The sequence below is a fragment of the Coriobacteriia bacterium genome, assembly GCA_041658765.1.
GTDB lineage: Bacteria > Actinomycetota > Coriobacteriia > Anaerosomatales > JBAZZO01 > JBAZZO01.
In genome coordinates, this window is the sequence record JBAZZO010000001.1 from 1 (window position 1) to 14811 (window position 14811).

The window sequence follows — 14811 nt, forward strand, 5'->3', positions numbered from 1 at the left end:
CTCGCGCCCACGGCGGTCTCGGCGGCGCTCGCGCTCGGGCTCGCCGTCGCGTTCGCGCTGCTCGCCTCGGAGCGCCCGGAGCTCGGGGTCGTGGCGCTCGTCGGCGCTGCCGCGCTCGACGTCACCGGTCGCGTCGCGACGGTCGCCGGCGTGCAGCTCACCGCGTACCAGCTCGTCGTCGCCGCGCTTGTCGCGGTCCTCGGGGTGAGGGCGGTCCGCCGTCGCGCGCGGGTCCCGGCCACGCCCGCCGACCTGCCCGCCGCGCTCTTCCTCGCCTTCGCGCTCGCCGCGGTCCCCGGGGCGGTCTCGCCCAAGCTCGCCGCGGTCTCCTTCCTCAGTCTGCTCTCGAGCGTCGTGCTGCTCTATCTCGTCGTGGTCGCGGTCGACACTCCCGAACGCGGCGAGACCGTGGTCTGGGGACTGCTCGCCATCGCGGCGGTCCTGGGCGCGCTCGCGCTCGTCGAGCGGGCGGGGCTCTACTCCATCCAGCCGTTGCTCAAGGCCTGGGGGTACGGCATCCGGGCGAAGACGACGTTCAAGGACCCGAACGTCTTCGGCAGCTTCCTCGCGTGCGCGGCCGCGTTCGGCGTGCCGTTCGCGCTCGAGCGCCGCGGCACGGTCCGGCGGCTTGCGGCGTGGGGCGCGGTGACGGTGACGGTGCTCGGCCTCGTCGTGACGTTCTCACGCGGGGCGTGGGGCGGCTTCCTGCTCGCGCTGGTCGTCGTCCTAGTCTTCGCGCGCGTACCTCTTCGCGTGAAGACCGCGTTCGTGGGCGTCGCCGGTCTGCTCCTAGCGGTGCTGCTCCTGCGCTACCTCGATCCCGGGTGGGTCCGAGAGAAGCTCGTCGACGTGGGGCAGAACCGCTCCTTCATGTACCGGATCTACATGGGAGGCTCCGCTCTGCGCATGTGGCTCGACCACCCGTGGGGCGTCGGTCCAGGGAACTACCCGCTGGTCTTCCCCGCGTACCGGGACGCCTTCGTCGCGCCCGGTCTCGTCGAGTCGCACACCGCCTACCTCACCGTGCTGGTCGAGACGGGGCTGGCGGGCCTCGCGGGTCTCCTGTGGCTGGTGTGGAGGTTCCTCACGCGCACGGCGCGTGCGGCGCTCACACTGCCCGAAGGCGCGGCGCACGCGATCGCGGTCGGCGCGCTCGCCGCGGGCGTGGCGTTGCTCGCGCAGGCGTTCACGTACAGTCTTGAGACGAGCAAATTCCTTTGGTTGACTGTAGGCTTGGGGATGGCGGCGGCACGCATGAGCCGCACCCCACGTGGCGAGGAGTGACCGTGGACGAGCGCGACGAGATCACGACGCTGGGACGGTTCGCGCGCGGGCAGTGGCCGGTGGTGCTCGCCGCCGTCGTGGTCACGACGACGCTCGCGGTCTGGCTGGCGGCGGCGCGCGCGCCCGAACCGGTGTGGGTCGCGACGTCGCGGGTGCGGGTCTCCACCAACGTCGCGAACATAGCGAACGCGCCCACCGTCGACACCCTCGTCGCGGCGGCGACGCAACCGCAGACGCTGCGCCTGGCGGCCACGTCCCTCGGTCTCGGGCCGAGCGCGCTGGCGGGCAGGGTCTCTGCGGCCATCGACTCGAAGAACCGCAGCGTCGCGGACATCTCGGTGCGCGACGCCGACAAGGACCTCGCTTCGGCGAAGGCCGATGCGGTCGCGATCGCGGTCCGCGAGAAGGCGCTCGAGCCGCTGAGGATACTCATCGGTTTCCAGAACGCGAACGCGGATTCCCTCGAGGAGCGCATCCCGGTCCTCGAGTCGGCGCTCTCCGACCTCCAGCGCCGTCTGCGCTCCGGTTCGCTGACCGACGTGGAGCGCGCGGGTTTCGAGCAGACCGTGCTGGAGACGCGCGTCCAGATCTACTCATACGGAGATCTTGCCCGGCAGGCGAGGTTCACCGCCGACCTGACCTCGAACTACGTCGTGTCGGACGGCATCGCTTCGGTGGTGCGCGTCGCCGACACGGGGCGTCTGCTCTCCGCAGGACTGCGGGGGCTCATCGTCGGGCTCATCGCCGGTATGCTCGCGGCGCTCGTTCGCGAGAGGATGACACGAGGCCGCCTTGGCGCGTGAGGCCGTCGTCTGCCATGTGACTTCCGTCCACGTCCCCACGGACGGCCGTATCCTCTACCACGAGTGCCGCTCTCTCGCGAAGCGCTACCGTACCGTGCTCGTCTGCCGCGACGACGGCGGTCCGCGCAAGATTCAGGGCGTCGAGATACGGCCCCTACCCTGCAAGCGTGGGCGTCTCGCGCGCTTCCTCGGAGCGAGCGAGATCGTCGGCGCGGCCGAGCATGTGGACGCCGACCTCTACCACTTCCACGACCCCGAACTCCTTCCGGTGATGCGCAGGTTCGCGCGGCGCACGGGGAAGCCGATCGTCTACGACGCGCACGAGCACTACCCGGACGCCATGGACCAGAAGGCCTGGATCCCCGCGCCGCTGCGCCCGCTCGCGGCGGCCTTCGCGGACCACACCGAGCGCGCTGCCGTGCCGGGGCTGTCGGCGGTCGTCGTGGCGGACGCGGCGCTCAAGGAACGGTTCGCGGCGCTTCACGGTCGCGTCGTCGAGCTCGACAACTACCCGCCGCTGTCGCTCTTCGGCGAGCCGCACGTGCCGCCCCCCGGGCCACCGACGATGATGTACGTGGGGTCGATCTCGGCGGTGCGCGGCTTCTACGACATGATCGCGACCCTCGAGCTCGTGCGCGCCGACCTGCCCGACGCGAGGCTCGTCGTCTACGGGAGCCCGACCGAGGAGGTCGCCGGCGCGTTCGATCGCGTCATGGCGACGCTGCCCGACGGCGCGCTCGAACTGCGCGGACCCATCGCGTACGAGGACGTGCCGGCCGCTCTGGGCGAAGCGAACGTGGGCCTGTCTCTGCTCCGTCCACACCCGAAGTACCACAAGAACGTCTCCACGAAGGTATTCGACTACATGGCGGGCGGCGTGCCCTACGTCGCGAGCAGCTTCCATCCGCTGCGCGCGGTCACGGGCGGTGTGGGCGGCGAACTCGTGAGGCCCGGCGATCCCGTCGCGGCGGCACAGGCCGTCTTCCACCTGCTGTCCGAGCCGCTCGCGGCGCAGCGGACGGGGCTCGCGGGCCGCCGGCTGGTCGAAGAACGCCTGAACTGGGAATCGATGGAGGAGCGGTTGTTCGGTCTCTACGAGACGCTCCTGGCGTGAGGGGGTCGGCGATGGGTGCGGACGGGCTGCGCGTGGAGGTCCCCGAGGCGCTCGCGCCGTGGCGCGGCCAGGTGCGCGTCGCGCTCGTCCTCGGGTCGGGGCTCGGCGCCGTAGCGGACGCGGTCGAGGGCCCCACCGAGATCCCCTTCGCGAACCTCGCAGGGTTCCCGCACCCGCCCGCCGCGCTCGCCGGTCACGCGGGCCGACTCGTCCTGGGGAAGCTGCAAGGCGTCGCGTGCGCGGTCTTCATGGGCCGCCTCCACACCTACCAGGGTCTGTCGGCGCTCGACGCAGCGTATCCCGCCCGCCTGGCGGCGGCGCTCGGCGCCGAGGTCATCGTCGTGACGAACGCTGCCGGCGCGGTGAACCGCTCGCTCGACGCGGGCGACCTCGTCGTCATCGACGACCACATCAACCTCCTGGGAGACAACCCCTTGCGCGGGTGGCCGGGCCCCGACGGCGGCACTCCGTTCGTGTCGATGCGCGACGGCTACGACCCGGCACTGCGAGACCTGGCGCGGGTCGTCGCCATGGAGGAGGGTATCGCGCTCGAGGGCGGGGTCTACGCGGCCGTCGCCGGACCGAGTTACGAGACGCCCGCCGAGGTACGCGCGCTCGAAGCGGCCGGCGCCGACGTCGTCGGCATGTCGACCGTCCCGGAGGTCATCGCTGCGCGCGCACTGGGCCTGCGCGTGCTCGGTCTGTCACTGGTGACGAACGTCGCGGCCGGGGCGCGGATCTCGCACGAAGAGGTGCTCTCGGCGGGAGAGCGCGCGTCGGCCGACCTCACACGCCTCATCCTTGCTATACTGTCGCGTCTGTAGCTGACATCTCGAAAGGAACCTCCTCATGGACCATCACGTGAAAGACCCTTCCCTCGCTGCCGCCGGCAAGGCGCGCATCGAGTGGGCCGACCGCGACATGCCCGTCCTCGCGTCGATCCGCGAGCGCTTCGAGCGCGAGAAGCCGCTGCAGGGGTTGCGCGTCTCGGCGTGCCTGCACGTCACCACCGAGACGGCGAACCTCATGCGCACATTGAAGGCCGGCGGCGCGGACATCGTCCTCTGCGCGAGCAACCCGCTGTCCACGCAGGACGACGTGGCGGCGGCGCTCGTCTCCGAGTACGGCATCCGCACGTACGCCATCAAGGGCGAGGACACCCAGACGTACTACTCGCACATCGACGCGGCCATCGACCACAAGCCGCAGTTCACGATGGACGACGGCGCGGACGTCGTGGGCAGGATCCACGCCGAGCGCACCGAGGCGCTCGCCGACGTCATCGGCGGCACCGAGGAGACGACCACCGGCGTCATCCGCTTGCGCGCGATGGCGGCGGACGGCGCGCTCAAGATCCCCATCGTGTCGGTGAACGACGCGGACACGAAGCACCTCTTCGACAACAGGTACGGCACCGGCCAGTCGACCATCGACGGCGTCATCCGCGCGACGAACCGGCTCATCGCGGGGCGTACGGTCGTCATCTCTGGTTACGGCTGGTGCGGGCGCGGCGCCGCGATGCGCACCGACGGCCTCGGCGCGAACGTCGTGATCTGCGAGATCGACCCGCTCAAGGCACTCGAGGCGGTGATGGACGGCTATCGCGTGATGCCCGCCATCGACGCCGCTCCCATCGCCGACATCTGGATCACGGTGACCGGTGACATCAACGTCATCGACGCGCAGCATTTCGCCGTCATGAAGGACGAGGCGATCATCTGCAACTCCGGTCACTTCAACGTCGAGATCAACATCCCGCACCTGCGCGATGCAGCGATCTCCGTTCGCGAGGTGCGCCCGCTCGTCGAGGAGTTCACGATGGCGGACGGCCGCCACATCTACCTGCTGGCCGACGGCCGTCTCGTGAACCTCTCGTGCGCGGAGGGTCATCCCGCCTCGGTCATGGACATGTCCTTCGCGAACCAGGCGCTGGCCGCGGAGTACATGGTCCGCAACGCGGCCTCGCTCACTCCCGGCGTCTACCCCGTGCCGGCCGATATCGACGCGGAGATCGCGAAGCTCAAGCTCGAGACGATGGGCGTGAGGATCGACACGCTCACGCCCGAGCAGGAGCGCTACCTCGCGTCGTGGCAGGAGGGGACGGTCTAGGCCGTCCGCCTTCACGGAAGGGGAGTCGCATGCCGATCGAGGACAAGATCCCGCGCACCATCTGGTGGGAGGACGGAGTGGTCCGCTTGGTGGACCAGTCGCGTCTCCCGCTAGTCGGAGACGTCCTCGAGTGCTCGGATCACACGGGCGTATGTTGGGCGATCAAGGGCCTCGCGGTGAGAGGTGCGCCGGCGCTCGGCGTCGCCGCTGCGCTCGCGATAGCCCTGTGGGTGGCGAACGAGAGCAAGGAGATCGACGACGTCGCGGAGTTCTTCATGGGGCTCGAAGAGGTCGCCGACGAGATCGCCGAGACGCGTCCGACCGCAGTGAACCTGCGCTGGGGAGCTCAGAGGATGAAGCTGCTGGCGGCGGCCAACTCCGACCTGCCGCTCCCCGAACTGAGGGAACTCATCATCCAGGAGGCTCTCAACATCGCCTCCGAGGACGAAGCGCGCAACCGCGAGATCGGCCGGCACGGTGCGGAACTGATCGAGCCGGGCTCACGTCTGCTCACGCACTGCAACGCCGGTTCGCTGGCGACCGCTTACTTCGGGACGGCGCTCGGCGTGATCTTCACCGCGCACGAGCAGGGCAAGGTCGAGCACGTCTGGGTCGACGAGACGCGTCCGGTGATGCAGGGCGCGCGTCTCACGGCTTGGGAACTCATGGTCGCGGGCGTGCCGTGCGCACTCATCACCGACAGCATGGCGGCCGCCGTCATGGCGGCCGGGGCCGTGGACGCCGTCATCGTCGGCGCCGACCGCATCGCCGCGAACGGCGACACCGCGAACAAGATCGGCACGTACGGGCTCGCGGTGCTCGCGCACGAGCACGGCATCCCGTTCTACGTCGCGGCGCCGACCTCCACCGTCGACCTCACCATCTCCACGGGCGCGGAGATCCCCATCGAGGAGCGCGATCACGACGAGGTCACCGGCGTCGCGTGGTCGGCGGTCTTCGAGGCCACCGACGCGAAGGTGAGCGCGGCGTTCGACGCGCTGACCATCGAAGGCCCGTTCGACGTCGACCTCGGCCGCGGGCACAAGCTGCTGGTCTCGCGCAAGGGAGGGGCGTTCCAGCTCGATGGGTGGGCGCGCATCGCCCCGGTCGACGTGCCGGTGTACAACCCCGCGTTCGACGTCACGCCCAATCGCTACATCAGTGCCATCATCACCGAACGCGGCGTCGCGAGGCCGGACTTCGAGACTTCGCTCGCGCTGCTGTGCATGGGGTCGGGCGCGCTGCACGAGCTGGAGTCGTTCGGGGAACTCGGCTCGGACTAGGGGACGAAGGTGTCCTTCATCGCGCTCGCCCGAGTGCTCGCGGGCATCCTCGCTCTCGTCGGTGTCGGCGTCGCGCTGCGCGCTACGGGACTGCTCAAGCCCGAGGACGCCAAGCCGATCAACACGCTCATGGTCTACGTCGCTCTGCCGGCGCTCGTCTTCCGCACGGTGCACCCCGCGCCGTTGTCGTGGGAACTCGCGGGGATCGCTGGGATCGCCTGGGCGGTCACGGCGGCCGGATTCGCGCTCGGGTGGGTCCTTGCGCGCGCCCTGCGCCTTCCGCCGAGGACGGCCGGCGGGTTCATCCTGTGCGCCGCGCTCGGCAACACAGGCTACATCGGCTATCCCGTGGTGCGGACCCTATTGGGTGAGCATGCGCTTCTCCAGGCGATCTTCTTCGACGTGTTCGGGACGGTCGTCGCGCTCATGACGGTCGGGATCCTCGTCGCGTCGCGCATGGGGGACCATGAGGGACCGGTGAACCCGATCCGTGAGCTGCTGACCTTCCCAGGCGTGGTGGCGTTGATCGTCGCGCTCGCTCTGAAACCGGTCGCCGTTCCGAGTGCGGTAAGCACCTGGTTGGATGCGCTCGCTAGACTGGTCGTGCCGCTCATCATGGTCTCGGTAGGACTGAGTCTGCGCCCGGGTGTCTCGCGGGGCAGCACGGTGCCGCTCGGGGTGATCGCCGCAGTGCGACTCGTCGCCCTGCCGCTCGTCGCTCTTGCAGTGGGTTCCGCGTTCCTGCCGGACCGCGGAGCGGTGCGCCTCGTCGTTCTCGAGGCGGGGATGCCCTCGATGATGCTCAGCCTCGTCGTGGGGATGCGCTTCAAGCTCGACACGGACTTCATCGCGACGGCCATCGTGACGACGAGCGTGCTCTCGATCGTCAGCGTGCCGCTGCTGCAGATGCTCGTCCGCTGAGCGCGCCGCTCCGCGGCGAGCGGGGGAGGCGCGTGTTCGAGGGGCTCGCAGAGCTGCTCTTCCCTACGCGGTGCGCCGGATGCGACGCGCCGGGCGCGGCCTTGTGCCCGAGGTGCCTGGCGGATGTGGCGCGCATCGACCGCGCGCTAGCCTGCGTCCGTTGCGGCGCGCCCGGAGGACGCGACGAGTGCGCGACGTGCGCGGACGCGCGGTACGCATTCCGCGCGACGAGATGTGCGGGCGTGCTCGCCGGGCCACTCGCACGCGCGGTCGTGACGTACAAGGACTCCGGCGAGCGCCGCCTCGCGCTCGTCCTCGCGGGGCTCGCGGGCGACGCGCTCGTGGGATGGGAGGGCTGGGCGGAGGCGGTCACCTGGGTCCCCGCGTCGCCGGCGGCGGTGGTGCGGCGGGGCTTCGATCACGCCGAACTCCTCGCGCGATGCCTTGCGGCGAGACTCGACACGCACCCAGTGCGGATGCTCCTGTGCCGCGAGGGGCGCGACCAGCGCGAGCTCGGCCGCGACGCGCGACGCGCGAACGCCGCCGGAGCGTTCGTCGCGCGCCCCGGGCTCGCGGCCCCGGCGCGCGTGCTCCTCGTCGACGACGTCCTCACCACAGGATCGACGATGGACGCCGCCGCCGCGCGTCTGCGGGAGGCGGGCGCGGTCGAGGTGCGCGCCGTCGCCGTGGCTCGCGCGTGCGGGCCGCTCGAGGCCGGCCATCTGCTACAATCCGGGGTGCTTCCACCCGGGTCTGTGGTTGCGGGCGTAAGCCCAAGTCCAAGGTAGGCGCGGCCGAATGGACCCACGTAAGCCGGGAGCCGAATGGTCCCGCGCGAGCATGGCGCGCCTTAGGGGTAAGTCGTACCGTCCGCCCTCGGGTGGGCGAGAGGGCCGTTAGTGAGATAGCATCAAGCGGAAGCCCCGGTACGCGAGTGTGGGGCCAAAGACCAGGTCAGCCGGGTGGAAGCACCGACTTCTAGTCTGGTGAGGAGAACGGTCCATGCGCCGAGCAGCCATGGTGTCGCGCGTACTGGCGGGAGCGCTCGTCTCGGCGATCCTGCTCGCCGGGTGCGCGGACAAGCCCGTCGTCAAGCTCGATCCGAAGATCGCGCCGCCCGCCATCGGCGAGGCCGGGGTGCTCCGGATCGGCGTCGACCTCGGCTATCCGCCGTTCGCGGGGACGGACGAGGGCCGCAAGGCCGGTCTCGACATCGATGTCGCATCCGCCGTCGCGGCCGAGTTGGGCCTGAAGACGCGCTTCGTCGACGTTCCCGGCGATGAGGTGGGCGAGGCGCTCGGTGCGCGGACGGTCGACATCGCGCTCGCGGGCATCCCGATCAGCGAGGCTGTCATGTCGGACGTCGCGTTCGCGGGTTCGTACGCGCTCGACGGCCCGGTGCTCTTCGCTTCAGGCGAGCAGACGCTGACCGTCGCCGAGCTCGGCGGGAAGCGCGTCGTGGCCCAGCAGGGCTCGGCCGCCGCATGGGCGCTCGAGTACGAACTCGGCGCCGGCGCCTACACCACGGTGCCCACGTTGCGTGCCGCGCTCGAGGCGGTCGCGAGCGGTACCGCGGACGTCGCGGCGGGTGACGCGCTCGTGGGCGCCTACATCGCGCGCGATCTGCCCAAGGTGCTCGTCGCCGGGAAGATAGGCGCTGCGGTCCCCGTCGGCATCGCGGTGGCCAAGGACTCCCCAGAGCTCGAGTCCGCGGTCCGTCAAGCGCTCGACTCGCTCGCGACCGAGGGCATCCTCGAGACGCTGCGCGCGAAGTGGGCCGGTTCCGCTCCGGCCTTGCGCATCGACGGGGCTACCGGCGCGATCGAAGCGACCGCGCCGTAGAGCTCCTTCGCATCGCCGGACGACCCGGCCTGCATATTCCTTCGCGCATCCCCTTGCGGTATAGTCAGGGCGCGCCCGGCATCGGGCGGCAGAAGTATACGGTTCTGCCAAGTTTTTATGCATTTCGGTCATGGAGGAGGAACAGATGCGTAGAGTCACCCGATCGTTCGCACTGCTGCTGGCCTTCGCGCTGCTCGTCAGCGTGTTCGCCATCGGTGGATGCGCCAAGAAGGAGCCGGCCGCCGAAGAGCCGGCAGCGAAGCCGACCTACACGCTGGTCAGCGAAGGCAAGATCACCGTCGGATCGGACACCTCGTTCCCGCCGTTCGAGTCGATGACCGGTGACGTCGCCGAGGGCTTCGACGTCGATCTCATGACCGCCATCGGCAAGGAGCTCGGCCTCGCCGTCGAGTTCAAGACCGAGACGTTCGACACGCTCGTGCCCACGCTCAAGGCCGGCGGCAAGTTCGATGTCATCGCCTCGGGCATGTTCATCACCGACGAGCGCAAGCAGTCCATCGACTTCAGCGACGAGTACGGTGTCGCGAATCAGGGCGTCGCGGTGAAGAACGGTTCCGCCATCGCGAGCCTCGACGATCTCGCGGGCAAGAAGATCGCGGTACAGTCGGGCACCACGGGCGAGGAATGGGTCAAGGAGAACGCCAAGGGTGCGACGATCGTCCCGTTCAAGACGGCCACCGATCAGATCGTCGCCCTCCAGGCGGGCAACGTGGAAGCTGCCGTCAACGACAGCCCGGTCATGCAGTACCTGGTCATGGACCCGGCCAAGGGACTCAAGATCGCTGCTGAGGCGCCGACCGCCGAGCTCTATGGTTTCGGCGTGAGCAAGGACAATCCCGATCTCCTCAAGGGGATCAACGATGCTCTTGCCAAGCTCAAGGCCTCCGGCGAGTACGCCGCCATCTACAAGAAGTGGTTCGGTGTCGAGCCGACCAACTAGTCCTACCCGCTGACGCGGGCACGACGAACGCGCACCGCGGGGCCCCCGGTCCAACCACCGGGGGCTCCGCGCGTGTCGCTTTCATGGAGTGAGGGATCACACCGCATGATGCGAGCCCGCATCCTAGGCCTCTCGGCGCTGGTCGCGCTCATCGGCGTCCTCGCTATCCAGCCGGTCGCCCTAGCCGTCGAGAACGCCAAGGTCACGCTCAACGAGCAGACCGGTGGGAAATCGACGCGGTTCACCCTCAACGCCTTCTCAGGGGCGGACGAGCGCATCGACTCTGTGCGCCTCGTCTTCCCGAAGGGCTTCGACCTGAGCAAGGCGCGCTTCGTGACGGACGAACTCGAAGGCGTGAAGGTCACTCACATGACCTCCGACGTCTCGGTGAGCGGGACCACCGTCGACTTGGCGTTGAAGACCCCGCTCGAGCCGGGCGGGCAGCTTCGCGTGCTCATGTACGACGTGATCACCACGTTCAAGGGCGGCAGCTACACGCTGGGGATGACCTACACCTCCGGCGGGGCCGAACGCGATGTCCCCGGGCTCGAGTTCGAATACGTCACGCCTCCGCTGTGGGAGCGTCTCACAACCCGGATGGATCGCAGCTCGTTCGTCGCCGCATGGAACGACGTCAAGACTCTGAACATCTTTTTCAAGCCGCAGTTGTTCGTCGAAGCGACCTTCGTCGTCTTCGTGGGATGGCTCACCTCCATCGGTCTGGTGGCCTTCGCCTTCCCGCTCGCGATCACGTACGGGCTGATACTCGCGTTCATGAAGATGTCGAAGATCGCGCTGCCGCGCTGGATCGCCGCGGCGTACATCAACGTCATCCGCGGCACGCCGCTCTTCCTGCAGATATACGTCGCATTCGTCGGGTTGCGGATCGCCGGGCTGCGGATGAACGACTTCCTCACCGGCGTGATCGTGCTGATGCTCAACAGCTCGGCATATCTGGCGGAGATCTTCCGGGCCGGCATCCAATCGATCCACAAGGGGCAGTTCGAGGCGGCCTCGTCTCTGGGCATGACCTACACGAAGACGATGCGTTTCGTGATCATCCCGCAGACGGTGCGCCGGGTGCTCCCGACGATGACGTCCGAGTTCATCCTGCTGTTCAAGGACACCGCGCTGCTGTTCCCGGTCGGCGTCTTCGAGCTGATGATGTACAGCAACCAGATCGTCGCGCGCTCGGGCAACCTCACGCCGTTCATGGTCGCGGCCGGCTACTACCTCGTGGTGACGATCCCGCTCATCCACTGGGTCGGCAAGCTCGAGGAGAGGCTCGCCGTCTCCGAGCGCGGCTCATCCGTGGAGAAGCCGAAGCATCGCGGCGGGCTGTTCTGGCGTCCGGTCACGGCCGGCCCGATCTCGGAGCTCGAGGTCTCGGCCGCCGAACACGAGTCGAGGTGACCGGGATGCCGCAGGCGATCATCCGCATCGAGGGGCTGCACAAGAGCTTCGGCGCCACGCAGGTGCTCAAGGGAGTCGACCTCGAGGTCGACAAGGGCGAGGTCGTCGTCATCCTCGGGCCGTCGGGCTCGGGTAAGTCTACGATGCTGCGCTGCGTCAACCGCCTCGAGGAGTCGACCGGCGGCAAGATCTGGTTCGAGGACCTCGAGGTCACGAGCCCGAAGACCGACATCAACCAGGTGCGCGAGAAGGTCGGGATGGTCTTCCAGTCCTTCAACCTTTTCCCGCACCTGACCTCGAAGGGCAACGTCATGCTCGCCCAGCAGAAGGTGCTCGGGCGCAGCAAGGCGGAGGCAGAGCGGGTCGCCGTCGAGCAGCTCACGCGAGTGGGCCTGGGGGACAAGGTCGACAGCTACCCGTCGCAGCTCTCGGGCGGGCAGCAACAGCGCGTCGCCATCGCGCGCGCGCTCGCGATGAACCCCCACGTCATGCTCTTCGACGAGGTCACGAGCGCGCTCGACCCGGAGCTCGTCCGCGGAGTGCTCGACGTCATGAAGTCGCTCGCGGCCGCCGGCATGACGATGCTCGTCGTCACGCACGAGATGGGCTTCGCGCGCGACGTGGCCGACCGCGTCATCTTCATGGACGACGGCGTCATCGTCGAGCAGGGCACCCCCGCCGAGGTCTTCGACACCCCCAAGTCCGAGCGCACCCAGGACTTCCTCGGCCACATCCGGTAACGTTCCGCCGTCGAACGACGAGCGGTCACCCGTCCGTGTCCCCGCATGGGTATCTTCTTCGTGTAGGCACCAGACAAGGGAGGCGCCGAATGCAGATCGTCGTGAAGGCTCGACACATGGATCTCACGCCTGCGATCCGCGAGTACATCGATGAGAAGATAGGCCGCGTCGGCAAGTCGCTGAATCACATCGTCAAGAGCATCGAGGTGGAGCTGAGCGTCGAGAAGAACCCGTCCATCGCGAACGGGCATCTCGTGGAGGTCACGGTCCACACGAAGGGGCCGGTCATCCGCGCGAAGGAGGCCGCGGCCGACACGTTCGCCGCGATCGACCTCGTGACGGACAAGCTCGAGCGTCAGGTCTTCAAGTACAAGGACCGCATCGCCGAGCGGCACTCTCCGCACGGCGCGGTCGCGGCGGTCGCGCCGCGCATGGCTCCGGAGCAGGCCGAGGACGAGCCGTCCATCGTCAAGACGAAGACGGTCGAGGTCAAGCCGATGTCCGCGGAGGAAGCGATCCTCCAGCTGGAGCTGCTCGGCCACGACTTCTTCGTCTTCGCGTCCGCCGACACCGACCAGGTCAACGTCCTCTACCGCCGCAACGACGGCGACTACGGGCTCATCCTGCCGCAGCAAGCCTGACGCGGCATCCGCATCGCGTGTGAGAAGGAGGGCGTCCCACGGGGCGCCCTCCGCGCGTAGGGGTTGCGTTCGTGTATACGAAAACGTAGATTTATCTACGGAGGCGATGGTCATGACGGACTACGTGCAGATCTCGGCCCAGATAAGCGAGGCTACCCGCTCCAGGCTCGACCAATACGCCCGCGAGACCGGCATGAAGAAGAGCCGGCTCGTCGAGGATGCTATCCAGGCTCATCTCGACACGCTCGATTCGGTGCCCGCGGAGTATGTGGTTCCCGCGCGGGTCGTCGTGGACGCTCAGACGTGGGACTGGATACTCGACGAGATCGAGAATCCCGGGGAACCGACGCCCGCGCTGCGCGAACTGATGCGACGGCGGGACGATGAAGGTTAGGACGCTCGAGCGCTCGGACATCCGCGAGGGGTTCGAGTGCGGTGAGCCGTCGCTCGATGCGTTCCTGCAGCGTTATGCGTGGCAGGACCAGACGCGCTACCACCTCGGGGTCACCTACGTGGCGGTCGACGAGCGCACCCGTCGCGTGGTCGGGTACTTCACCCTCGCGGCGGCTTCCATCTCGAGCGAGGGCGTTTCGGGCGCGCCGCCATCGGGTGGCTATCGAGAACTGCCGGTCCTGCGTGTGGCCCGACTGGCGGTCGACAGACGGGTGCAGGGAGCGGGTGTCGGCTCAGAGCTGCTGAGGGCGGCGCTGCGCATCGCTGTCGAGGAATCGCGCCGGATCGGGTGCGCGGGCGTGATGGTCGACGCGCGTCCCGAGAGCGTCGGCTTCTACGAGCGGTTCGGCTTCCGTGCGATGACCGTGCTCGTCGGAGCGGCCGCCGCTCGTCCGCGACCGACGCCGATGTTCCTCGCGATCGCACGCGCCCTCCACGCGTAGGGGTTGCGTTTCGGCCGTGCGTCTGGCCAAAATGTGACGCAGGTCACTGTCGAGCACACCAACACACCCGGCATCCATCGCAGAATCAGACGTAGAAGTCGTCGAACCAGGGAGCTCCAGCGTGGACCAGCCCTTGACCGCGGCGAGTGTCGCCGAGATCGAGCAGACCCTCTGCCAGGTGGCCGAGATCAAGGCCGCGCGCATCGTCACGGGCATCAGCGGCTCCATCGACGAGATCCACGTCCTCGCGCTTCCGACGAAGGCTCCCAAGCAGCTCGCGCGCGACATCGAGTCGACGATCATGGCGAGCTTCGGCATCGCCATCGACCATAAGGTGATCTCCATCGCCCAGCTCGGGCAGGACATGATCCCCAAGAGCGGTCCGGCGATCCATCCGCGAGCCCGTATCGTCGCGATCAACGCTTCCGTCAGCGGCGTGCACGCCAGCACGATGGTGGAGCTGGAGATCGAGGGCGAGACGTTCCTCGGCTCCTCGAAGGGGCCGGCGAGCCAGACGAGCCGCCTGCGGCTGATCGCGCAGGCCACGCTCAACGCCGTCGAGCAGTACACACACGGGACCTTCGGGTTCGCGCTCGAGGACGTGTGCATCGTGCAGTTGGGTCGCGAGAATGTCGCGGTGAGTTGCGTCGTCGTGGTGACACCTCTCGGGGAGCAGAGCTTCGCCGGCTCAGCGCTCGTGCGTCAGAACGAGAAGGACTCGGTGGTGCGAGCTACGCTCGACGCCATCAACAGGCGGATGGGCTTCTTCACAACAGCATAGTAGCCAACGGTTTGGACCGAGCC

The 14811-nt window shown here is 68.6% G+C and carries 16 protein-coding genes; all 16 read left to right on the forward strand.

Going from position 1 to position 14811, the window contains the following annotated elements:
* A partial coding sequence (locus WC971_00005; GenBank protein MFA5843199.1) for an O-antigen ligase family protein occupies positions 1-1284 on the forward strand: 1284 nt, incomplete at its 5' end.
* A 2-nt stretch (positions 1285-1286) separates the two neighbouring features.
* The gene (locus WC971_00010; protein MFA5843200.1) at positions 1287-2087 is read left to right on the forward strand and encodes a hypothetical protein; all 801 of its coding nucleotides are present in this window, start codon (positions 1287-1289) and stop codon (positions 2085-2087) included.
* Positions 2077-3201: a glycosyltransferase gene (locus tag WC971_00015; protein MFA5843201.1), complete on the forward strand. Its 1125-nt coding sequence runs from the start codon at positions 2077-2079 to the stop codon at positions 3199-3201. Before WC971_00010 ends, WC971_00015 begins: the two co-directional genes overlap by 11 nt.
* Positions 3198-4025: a purine-nucleoside phosphorylase gene (locus tag WC971_00020; protein MFA5843202.1), complete on the forward strand. Its 828-nt coding sequence runs from the start codon at positions 3198-3200 to the stop codon at positions 4023-4025. The genes WC971_00015 and WC971_00020 overlap by 4 nt, the downstream gene beginning before the upstream one ends.
* Before the next feature lie 25 nt (positions 4026-4050).
* Positions 4051-5310, forward strand: a complete 1260-nt coding sequence (gene ahcY / locus WC971_00025; GenBank protein ID MFA5843203.1) for an adenosylhomocysteinase — start codon at positions 4051-4053, stop codon at positions 5308-5310.
* Between the two features lie 29 nt (positions 5311-5339).
* Positions 5340-6593: an S-methyl-5-thioribose-1-phosphate isomerase gene (mtnA, locus tag WC971_00030; protein ID MFA5843204.1), complete on the forward strand. Its 1254-nt coding sequence runs from the start codon at positions 5340-5342 to the stop codon at positions 6591-6593.
* A gap of 9 nt (positions 6594-6602) precedes the next feature.
* Positions 6603-7514 carry an AEC family transporter gene (locus WC971_00035; GenBank protein ID MFA5843205.1) on the forward strand — a complete coding sequence of 304 codons (912 nt, stop codon included), beginning with the start codon at positions 6603-6605 and terminating at the stop codon, positions 7512-7514.
* 32 nt (positions 7515-7546) lie between these two features.
* Positions 7547-8302: a phosphoribosyltransferase family protein gene (locus tag WC971_00040; protein MFA5843206.1), complete on the forward strand. Its 756-nt coding sequence runs from the start codon at positions 7547-7549 to the stop codon at positions 8300-8302.
* Between the two features lie 214 nt (positions 8303-8516).
* Positions 8517-9356, forward strand: coding sequence for an ABC transporter substrate-binding protein (locus tag WC971_00045; GenBank protein MFA5843207.1), 840 nt, complete (start codon positions 8517-8519; stop codon positions 9354-9356).
* Positions 9357-9501: 145 nt separating this feature from the next.
* Positions 9502-10317, forward strand: a complete 816-nt coding sequence (locus WC971_00050; GenBank protein MFA5843208.1) for a basic amino acid ABC transporter substrate-binding protein — start codon at positions 9502-9504, stop codon at positions 10315-10317.
* Positions 10318-10422: 105 nt separating this feature from the next.
* Positions 10423-11730 (forward strand): amino acid ABC transporter permease, encoded by a 1308-nt coding sequence (locus tag WC971_00055; protein MFA5843209.1) that lies wholly within the window; start codon positions 10423-10425, stop codon positions 11728-11730.
* 5 nt (positions 11731-11735) lie between these two features.
* Positions 11736-12470 (forward strand): amino acid ABC transporter ATP-binding protein, encoded by a 735-nt coding sequence (locus WC971_00060; protein ID MFA5843210.1) that lies wholly within the window; start codon positions 11736-11738, stop codon positions 12468-12470.
* Between the two features lie 89 nt (positions 12471-12559).
* The gene (raiA, locus tag WC971_00065; GenBank protein MFA5843211.1) at positions 12560-13111 is read left to right on the forward strand and encodes a ribosome-associated translation inhibitor RaiA; all 552 of its coding nucleotides are present in this window, start codon (positions 12560-12562) and stop codon (positions 13109-13111) included.
* Between the two features lie 112 nt (positions 13112-13223).
* Entirely contained in the window at positions 13224-13505 is a 282-nt protein-coding gene (locus WC971_00070; protein ID MFA5843212.1) for a hypothetical protein, read from the forward strand.
* Positions 13495-14007 (forward strand): GNAT family N-acetyltransferase, encoded by a 513-nt coding sequence (locus WC971_00075; protein ID MFA5843213.1) that lies wholly within the window; start codon positions 13495-13497, stop codon positions 14005-14007. Before WC971_00070 ends, WC971_00075 begins: the two co-directional genes overlap by 11 nt.
* Before the next feature lie 121 nt (positions 14008-14128).
* Positions 14129-14788, forward strand: coding sequence for a hypothetical protein (locus WC971_00080; protein ID MFA5843214.1), 660 nt, complete (start codon positions 14129-14131; stop codon positions 14786-14788).
* Positions 14789-14811: the final 23 nt, after the last annotated feature.